The sequence below is a fragment of the Acidovorax sp. Q11 genome, assembly GCF_054950075.1.
In genome coordinates this window covers 25,807-34,416 of record NZ_JBUDZG010000037.1, presented here as the reverse complement: position 1 = coordinate 34,416, position 8,610 = coordinate 25,807, and the positions used below count along the sequence as shown (strand labels likewise).

Below are 8,610 nucleotides of genomic sequence, written 5' to 3'. Positions count from 1 at the left end.
CTTGGCTTGCCAAGGCCGTGGGGCTCCATCTTTGCCCATTGTGCGTCTGTCAGTACCCATCGAATGCTCATCTGCCTATTGCACCATATCCCCGTGCTCGGCTGAAATGATTCTCAACAGACCCTAGCCGCATTGCGGCAAACTGCAACTGGGTGCCCCGATGGGAGGTGCATTCTCTCATCAACTCATTCGGAAGGGGAAGTCCATGACGATTCTGACTGTTGGCATCGATCTCGCCAAGAACATTTTTGCAGTTCAGATCAACCGAGCCACTGCATCCCTGCATCCCTGCACGGGGGTCTACATGATCAAGCACTTCAACGCTCGTACATAGGCCCATCAGCTATCAATAGACAAGCCCTCAAAACCACCTCGCCACTACCCTCGGCACACTGGCCACCAGCATCGCCACCCCCGACAGCGTCAACATCCCCAACACAATCTGCCGGAACCTCGCCTCGCTGATACCGTGGTACAGCTTGGCGCCCAGCAGCGTCGGCACGAGCATGGCGGGCACCACGATGGCCAGCAGGGGCAGGGCCTCGCGGGTGACCAGGCCGGTGGCGAGGTAGGTGGCAAAGGTCACCAGCAGCATCGCCAGGTTGAAGTTCTGGATGATGGCGCGCTGCACGTCTTTGTCGAGACCGCGCAGGGTGCACCACAGGGTGGGCAGCACGCCGGTGAAGCCGCCCAGGCCGCCCATCACGCCACCCGCCAAACCCACCACCGCATCGGCCACGCGGCCGCCCCGGGTAATGCGGGGGAGTTGTTTGGCCATGAGCATGGCGGGGCACCACAGCACCAGCAGGGTGCCCAGCACCAGCTTGAAGGCGTCCATGTCCAGGCGGGGCAGCACGGCCACGCCGAGGGGGATGCCTGCCAGGCCGCCCAGCACAAAGGGCAGCAGGCGCACGCGGTCAAAGCCCCGGCGCACGGTGGCGGCGGCCACCAGCTGGCCGGTGAGTGCGCCACACACCGTGAGCACCGCCGCCAGGCGCGGCTCCAGGCTCCAGGCCCAGAACGACATGGCGACCATGCCAAAGCCAAAGCCCGACAGGCCTTGCACAAAGCCTGCGGCGACGGCGCCGACCGCCACGATCAACAAAACGGAATCCATGCCTCTCCCTCTGCGTTGGTTGCACGCTGTGCTGGCAGCGCCCTGGTGCCATTGTGTGCGCAGGCAGCGAGGCCACTGCAGCGGGGCCGCGCAAGGCTCAATACAACGTAGCCTGCTGGCGCGCAGGCAGGTCGCGGTCGTAGGTGGCGCCATCAAACTGGCCCTGCGTGATGGCCGCAAGGATGGCGCCCGGTGTGGGCACGGGGCGCGGGGTGCCGGGGGGCACGGTGCTCCAGAGTTGCGAGCGCTGGATGGCGCGGGCGCACTGGAAGAAGACGGTTTCCACATCGACCACGATCACGCACTTGGGCGGCTGGCCGTTGACCACGAAGCGGGCGAGCAGATCGGGCGCCACGCTGATGCGAGCGCGGCCGTTGACGCGCAGGGTTTCGCCCACGCCGGGGATGAGGAACAGCAGCGCCACGCGCGGGTCGGCCACGATGTTGCGCAGGCTGTCGGCCCGGTTGTTGCCGCGCCGCTCGGGCAGCAGCAGGGTTCTGTCGTCCAGCAGCTGCACAAAACCGGGCGGGTCGCCACGCGGCGATGCGTCGAGCCCGCCGGGGCCGGTGGTGGCCAGCACCGCAAAGGGCGCGGCCTCGATCATGGCGCGGTAGGCGGGGTGGATGTAGGGCACCTCTTTGCTGAGCGATGCGTCGCTGGGCTGGCCGAGCAGCGCCTCCAGGTGCTGCAGCGTGTTGATGGCGTGGGGGTCGGTCGGTGCGGGGGCCTCGGTCATTGCGTTGGCGTCTTTCGTTGGGATGGCGGGGCGGGCCGGGACGCGGTGGGTGCGCCGCGTGGTCCGACGTCATTGTGGTCTGCCTGCGTGACAGGGGCTACAGCGCATCTGCCACATGCCACGCGGGCGCCTGGCGCCAATGGTGAGAGGCCCCGGCCCCGCCGGTCAACGCGCCGGGCGCAGCTTGACGCCTGGGAAGTCCACCGGCACGGCCAGCGCCACATTCACGTAGTTGGTGAACAGATTCAGCGCTACGTGGGCCACGACTTCAACGATGTGCTCGTCGCTCAAACCCTGATCGCGCAGCGCCTGCACATCGGCCGCATCAACCTGGCCGCGCTGGTTGACCAACTGCAGCGCAAAACGCAGCACGGCCGCCGTGCGCGGGTCGGCAGATTCGCCCGACTGCGCGGCGGCCAGCGCGTCGCCGCTCACGCCCGCCTTGCGGCCCAGCGCGGTGTGAGCGGCCAGGCAGTAGTCGCAGGCATTGCGGTTGGCCACAGCCACGGCGATCTGCTCGCCCAGGGCCGCGCCCACCACGCCGCCGCCCAGCGCGCCAAAGGCGGCCCACATGCTTTGCAGCGCGGCAGGCGAGTTGGCCACGGCGCGGAACATGTTGGGCGTGGTGCCAAACGCGCCGTGGATCTGGTCCAGCAGCGCACGCGCCGGGCCGCTGGCGGCGGTGCGGTCTACCAAAGAAACGCGGGCGGTGGAGGAATGGTCGGACATGGTGATTTCCTTGCAGGTGGTGAAACGTTGGAGATCCGGCTCCGGGTGGGGCGCCGGGTACTGCTGATGCACAGCACCCCTGCAGTGTCTTGCGCCAAGGAGTACCATTTGGCACAAAAAATCCATCATTCATACCAATTCATCCAAAACCATGCCCACCGACCAACCACAGCCCGCACCGCCCCCCGCGCCGCTGGATCGCTTGTCGCCGCTGCTGGAGCGGTTTCGGGTGCGGGCGCACCTGTTCCACAACGGGCCGCTGTGTGGCGTGACGCACTTTGCAGCGGCGCCGGGCCGGGGCTTTTTGCATGTGTTGCGCCGAGGCGAGATGGTGGTCACACACCAGCCCCAGGCGGGCCCGCCCGAGCGGCTGGAGGTGTGCGAGCCCAGCCTGCTGTTCTATGCCCGGCCGTTGGAGCACTTCTTTCACAACGCGCCCACCGAGGGCTCGGACTTCACCTGTGCCGCGCTGGACTTTGATGGCGGTGCCAGCCACCCGCTGGCCCGCGCCCTGCCCCCGCTGGTGGTGCTGCCGCTGGGCGCGGTGGACGGGCTGCAGCAGTCGCTGGACTTGCTGTTTGCCGAAACCGACCGTCTGCGCTGCGGCCACCGCGTGCTGGCCGACCGTTTGTTTGAGGTGGTGCTGCTGCAGCTGCTGCGCTGGCTGCTGGACCACCCGCAGCAGGCGCAGATGCCCCCCGGCCTGCTGACCGGCCTGGCCGACCCGCACCTGTCGCGCACCCTCACGGCCCTGCACGAGGCGCCCGGCCAGGCCTGGAGCCTGGAGCAAATGGCGCAGCAGGCAGGCCTGTCGCGCAGCGCGTTTGCCGCCCGCTTCAAGGCCGTGGTGGGCGAGACCCCGGCCGACTACCTAGTGCACTGGCGGCTGACGCTGGCGCAGGCACATTTGCGCGGCGGCCGGTCGCTGAAGTCGATTGCCAACGAGCTGGGCTATGCCAACCCGTCGGCGCTGTCGCGGGTGTTTGCGCAGAAGCTGGGGGTGTCGGTGCGGGCCTGGCGAGAGACAGCGGGCCTGACGGGAGAGGCATGATGACCTGCGGACCAGGCGCCAAACCCTAGGCACCGCCGGATGTCAGCGGATACAACCGAAAAAATGAAGCAAAAATGGCCGTTTGCGCGCGACTGGCAAGCCCATAAAGCCATAAAAAATATAGCAATTAATTCATAGCAGACAACCCTCGATGACCCGCCACCCCATTCCCGCAACCCTGGCCGCCCCGCTGCGCATGATCCTCGACGCAGAGCTGGCGCGGGGCAACGTCATCGACGAAGTGGCGGACTGGCCGCCCCATTGCGAGCTGCTCATCATCCTGCGCCGCCCCTTCGCCACGGCCTACCCGCTGGCGCCGGGCATGACTTTCACCGCCATAGAGGACCGGCACTACTGGAAGTCCGAATACACCCTGGACGGCGGTCGGCAGACTTTGGCCTGCGGCTTTGCCTGAACCACGCAGGCTCACACGTCGATGGCCGCCGCCGAGCCCGCCAGCTTGCGCAGCTCGAACTTCTGGATCTTGCCGGTGCTTGTCTTGGGCAGCTCGCCAAACACCACGGCGCGTGGCACCTTGAAGCCCGCTAGGTGCTTCTTGCAGTGCGCCACGATGTCTTCGGGCGTGGTCTGTGCACCGGCCTTCAGCTCCACAAACGCGCAGGGCGTCTCGCCCCACTTCGCATCGGGCTTGGCCACCACGGCGGCGGCCAGCACGTCGGGGTGGCGGTAGAGCACGTCTTCGACCTCGATGGACGAGATGTTCTCGCCGCCCGAGATGATGATGTCCTTGCTGCGGTCCTTGATCTTGATGTAGCCGTCGGGGTACTGCACGGCCAGGTCGCCACTGTGGAACCAGCCGCCTGCAAACGCTTCTTCCGTCGCCTTGGGGTTCTTCAGGTAGCCCTTCATGGCGATGTTGCCCTTGAACATGATCTCGCCCATGGTTTCGCCGTCCTGCGGCACGGGCTGCATGGTCTCGGGGTTCAGCACGCGCACGTCGCGTTCCAGGTGGTAGCGCACGCCCTGGCGGGCGTTGAGGCGGGCGCGTTCACCGATGTCGAGCGCGTCCCAGGCTTCGTGTTTGGCGCACACGGTGGCGGGGCCGTAGACCTCGGTCAGGCCATACACATGGGTCAGGTCAAAGCCCATCTTTTCCATGCCTTCAATCATCGAGGCCGGGGGGGCCGCACCCGCTACCATGGCCTTGACCCCGGCAGGCACGCCCGCCTTCATCGCATCGGGCGCATTGACCAGCAGGCCGTGCACGATGGGCGCGCCGCAGTAGTGGGTGACACCGTGGTGGCGGATCGCGTCGAAGATGGCCTGCGCGTCCACGCGGCGCAGGCACACGTTGACGCCTGCGCGCGCCGCGACGGTCCACGGAAAACACCAGCCGTTGCAGTGGAACATGGGCAGCGTCCATAGGTACACGGCGTGTTTGGGCATGTCCCACTCCAGCACGTTGCTGATGGCGTTGCTGGCTGCGCCCCGGTGGTGGTAGACCACGCCCTTGGGGTTGCCGGTGGTGCCGGATGTGTAGTTGAGTGCAATCGCATCCCACTCATCGGCGGGCAGGCTCCAGGCAAAGGCTGGGTCGCCGCTGGCCACAAAGGCCTCGTAGTCGGTGCCGCCCAGGCTTTGCACGGCGGGGCCGTAGAGCGCGTCCTGCACCTCGATCACGCGGATGGGCGTGGTGCCCGTGCGCAGGGCCAGCGCCTTGGCCATGGTGCCGCTGAATTCCGGGTCCACGATCACGGCCTTGGCCTCGCCGTGGTCGAGCATGAAGGCGGTGGCCTCCGGGTCCAGTCGGGTGTTGAGGGCGTTGAGCACCGCGCCTGCCATGGGCACGCCAAAGTGCGCCTCCACCATGGGCGGGGTGTTGGGCAGCATCACGGCCACAGTGTCGTTTTTGCCGATGCCGACCTGGACCAGTGCGTTGGCCAGCTGGCGGCAGCGCGCGTAGGTCTGGGCCCAGGTCTGGCGCAGGCTGCCGTGCACGATGGCCAGGCGGTCGGGGTAGACCTCGGCCGTGCGCTCGATGAACGACAGGGGCGACAGGGGCGCGAAGTTGGCTTCGGTGCGGGGCAGGTGCTGGTCGAAGATGGAGGTCATGGGTGGGTGCGTGGAGGTGAACCTAGGCGTGAAGTGAACGTTGCGCAGCCTAGCGCCGCAGACTGACACGAAGGCAACATGAACGCGGCGTGCCAGGCAAGCGCCGGGGCGCAGCCTCATCCCCTGGGGCGGTGGCTTTGCTTGACACGATACATGGCCGCGTAGGGGCTGGCCAGCAGCGTGTGCGCGTTCTGGGCGTCGCGCGGGAACAGGCTCACGCCAATGCTGGCGCGCACCGGGAAAGGCTGGCCTTCGATGTCCAGCGGAGGTGCAAAGGCCTGCTCCAGCTTGGCCACGATCTGCAGCGCAGCTTCTTCCGAATCCACGTTTTCACACAGCACGGTGAACTCGTCGCCCGCCAGCCGGGCCACGGTGTCGGCCTGCCGCACGGCGCCCAGGATGACCCGGGCCACGGCCTGCAGCACCAGGTCGCCCACGGCGTGGCCGCGCGTGTCATTGATGGCCTTGAAGTCGTCCAGGTCCACAAACAGCAGGGCGCAGTCGCGGCCGCTGCGGCCGCTGCGGCGCGAGAGTTCAAGCGCCTGCGCCAGGCGCTGCTCGAACATGCGGCGGTTGGGCAGGCCGGTGAGTGCATCGTGGTGCGCCAGGTGGGCCATGGCGTCGCGGCTGGCGTTCAACTCGGTGATCTGGCGGCTGATCTGCTGCTCCATGTCGTGGAAGCTGCGGGCCAGGTCGCCCACCTCGTCCTTGCGGTGCACGGGCAGCGCCCCATGCGTCTGCCCCCGCGAAAACGCCTGCGCGGCCGCCACCATGGCCTGCAGCGGCTGCGTGACCACACGCGACACGCCCGCCGCCAGCACCACGCCCACCAGGCTGAGCACCAGCAGGATCTTGAGGATGCTGCGCCCCAGGTCCAGCACCTCGCCCTGCACGGCAGCCAGGGGCTGCGAGAGTCCCACCACCATGAAGCGCCCTTCTTCATCGCCGCCAAAAGGCATGCGCACAAACGAGAACACGCGCGCTTCGTCATCAGCAGTGCCAGGCCGGCTGAGCACGGCCTCCTGGGCACGCCCCTCGACCAGCGCCGCCACCGGCGCAAAGCTGTCCTGGATCAGGATGCGCTGGCCCCGGTCAAAACCAAAGGTCTGGGTGGTGTCAGGGTGCACCAGGAAGTCGCCCCAGCGGTTGCTGAGGTAAAAACCATAGGGCGTTGGCAGCGCGGCATCGAAGTTGCGCAAGAACGGCTCGGCCGCCACGCGCACCACCACCACCCCCTGCACCTGGCCGCCCTACACCACCGGCGATGCCATGTTGAACACCGGCACCGCTTCTTCGCCCGGGGAGCCCCCGTGGTTGATGCCGAATTCGGACACATAAACATCTCCCGCCGACAGCGCCAGGGCTTCGAACACGAACGGGAAATGGGCCTTCTCCTGCAGCGCTTCGTCGGCAATCCGCACCGGCACCCCGCCCTGGCGGTCGATGCGCACCAGCTCCAGGCCATAGTCTTGGGCGCTGATGAAGCGGATCTGCAGATAGCTGGGGTGCGCGGCCAGGCTGGCGCGGAAGGTTTCAGCCAGGCGACTGTGGTCAGACTCTTGCGCCGCCACGGCGGCCAGGAAGGAGGCGTCCCGCGCCACCGTGCCAAACCCGGCCTGCATGTGGCGCGCCAGCACCTGCGTGGTGGCCATCAACGCGCGTTCGGCCCGCCCCTGCAGGCGGTCGCGGCTCGAATCAAAGGTGTAGTAGCCCGCCAGGATGGCCGCAAACACGCTGAACGAGGCCAGCAGCACCCCCAGGCGCAGTGCAATACCCCATGTCATGCGCGGCATGCCCATGCGTCAGAACCTCGCCGGGCTGTCGCCCGCCACAATGCGCTGCCACAACTGCGCGCGCCGGGTTTCGTCTTCCACCGGCTCCAGCCAGACGATGGGGCCCATGGGCACATCCCCCGACAGCGCAGGCGGCTCCTCCAGCGTGTTGGCCAGGCCCTGGCGCCGGGTGAATTCGCGGCTCAGCGCCGGGTCGAGCATGTAATTGATCCACTCCGTGGCCAGGGCCACCTGGGTGGATCGGCGGGTGATGGCCCAGCAGTCCAGCCAGGCCAGCGCACCCTCTTTGGGCACCACATAGCCCACGTCCAGCCCCGCATCACGCAGCTGTTTGAGCTGCTGCTGGCCGTAGTTGGCGTGCATCACGGCCACCTTGTGTTTGCGGAACAGCTCCACCGACTCCTCGGGCAGGCTGTAAAACGAGCGCACGTTGCGGCGCAGGGCCACCAAATCCTTGGCCAGCAGGCTGAAGCGGTCGGGATCGATGCGAAACGGCGCCAGCCCCCGGTACATGGCGGCCAGCGAAAACCCGTGGCTGCTGCCATCAAACGCCAGCACCTTGCCCTGCCAGCGCGGGTCCCACAGCACGGCAATCGACTCCGGGGGTGTGCTGAACTGCTGGCGGTCGTAGACCAGCCCCATCTCGGAATAGGTGAAGGGCATGGCATACACCTCGCCCCCTGCGGTGATGCCTGCGATGGACTGCAGCTGCCGAAAACGCGGCAACTGGCGCGCCGTGTTGGGAATGTTGCTCACGGGCAACGGTGTCAGCATCTTCTGGCCCGCCAGGCGCGCAATTTCGGCGGTGTTTGCGGCGACGAGATCAAAACCGGGGCCGTCCGGGCTGGCCAGCTTGGCACGCAGGATGTCGTCGGAGGCAACGGTAGTGATCTCGACCTTGGCCCCGTGGCGCTTCTCGAACCCCGCCACAAAATCGGCGTCGGCATACCCCGGCCAGGCCAGCACGCGCAGCACCGTGGCGGCTTGCGCCGGGCCAGGCAGCACTGTCCCCAGGCCTGCTGCCAGCAACGCTGCCGCCGCACTGCGGCGCCGCATCTGATGCGCACCAGTGCCTGCTGCTTGCTGCCACGCCATGCACACCATGCCGAAA

General features: G+C 67.3%; 10 protein-coding genes. 3 read left to right on the top strand and 7 right to left on the bottom strand.

Annotation, left to right across the window (positions count from 1 at the left end):
- The first annotated feature begins 205 nt into the window (after positions 1-205).
- Complete coding sequence (locus ACYZGB_RS20460) at positions 206-334, top strand: hypothetical protein (protein WP_462390684.1); 129 nt, start codon at positions 206-208, stop codon at positions 332-334.
- A 27-nt stretch (positions 335-361) separates the two neighbouring features.
- On the opposite strand, the gene ACYZGB_RS20455 is transcribed toward ACYZGB_RS20460, so the two are convergent.
- The 3 genes from ACYZGB_RS20455 to ACYZGB_RS20445 all read right to left on the bottom strand — a co-directional run bounded on the left by ACYZGB_RS20455 (position 362) and on the right by ACYZGB_RS20445 (position 2,582).
- On the bottom strand, positions 362-1,117 hold the full coding sequence (locus ACYZGB_RS20455; RefSeq protein ID WP_462390683.1) for a sulfite exporter TauE/SafE family protein: 756 nt from the start codon (positions 1,115-1,117) through the stop codon (positions 362-364).
- A gap of 97 nt (positions 1,118-1,214) precedes the next feature.
- Positions 1,215-1,853, bottom strand: a complete 639-nt coding sequence (locus tag ACYZGB_RS20450) for a pyridoxamine 5'-phosphate oxidase family protein (RefSeq protein WP_462390682.1) — start codon at positions 1,851-1,853, stop codon at positions 1,215-1,217.
- A 165-nt stretch (positions 1,854-2,018) separates the two neighbouring features.
- Positions 2,019-2,582: a carboxymuconolactone decarboxylase family protein gene (locus ACYZGB_RS20445; protein WP_462390680.1), complete on the bottom strand. Its 564-nt coding sequence runs from the start codon at positions 2,580-2,582 to the stop codon at positions 2,019-2,021.
- A gap of 151 nt (positions 2,583-2,733) precedes the next feature.
- Here ACYZGB_RS20445 and ACYZGB_RS20440 point away from each other — a divergent pair, with 151 nt between their 5' ends.
- Together ACYZGB_RS20440 and ACYZGB_RS20435 are read left to right on the top strand one after the other, a co-directional pair.
- Positions 2,734-3,633 (top strand): AraC family transcriptional regulator, encoded by a 900-nt coding sequence (locus tag ACYZGB_RS20440; protein ID WP_462390678.1) that lies wholly within the window; start codon positions 2,734-2,736, stop codon positions 3,631-3,633.
- A gap of 151 nt (positions 3,634-3,784) precedes the next feature.
- Positions 3,785-4,048, top strand: a complete 264-nt coding sequence (locus ACYZGB_RS20435) for a hypothetical protein (RefSeq protein ID WP_462390676.1) — start codon at positions 3,785-3,787, stop codon at positions 4,046-4,048.
- Between the two features lie 11 nt (positions 4,049-4,059).
- On the opposite strand, the gene ACYZGB_RS20430 is transcribed toward ACYZGB_RS20435, so the two are convergent.
- The 4 genes from ACYZGB_RS20430 to ACYZGB_RS20415 form a co-directional block, all read right to left on the bottom strand.
- Positions 4,060-5,706, bottom strand: coding sequence for an acyl-CoA synthetase (locus tag ACYZGB_RS20430; RefSeq protein ID WP_462390674.1), 1,647 nt, complete (start codon positions 5,704-5,706; stop codon positions 4,060-4,062).
- A gap of 116 nt (positions 5,707-5,822) precedes the next feature.
- A complete protein-coding gene (locus ACYZGB_RS20425) occupies positions 5,823-6,947 on the bottom strand; it encodes a diguanylate cyclase domain-containing protein (protein ID WP_462390673.1) in 1,125 nt (374 codons plus the stop codon).
- A gap of 9 nt (positions 6,948-6,956) precedes the next feature.
- Entirely contained in the window at positions 6,957-7,490 is a 534-nt protein-coding gene (locus ACYZGB_RS20420) for a hypothetical protein (RefSeq protein ID WP_462390672.1), read from the bottom strand.
- A gap of 18 nt (positions 7,491-7,508) precedes the next feature.
- Positions 7,509-8,594, bottom strand: coding sequence for an ABC transporter substrate-binding protein (locus ACYZGB_RS20415; RefSeq protein WP_462390670.1), 1,086 nt, complete (start codon positions 8,592-8,594; stop codon positions 7,509-7,511).
- Positions 8,595-8,610: the final 16 nt, after the last annotated feature.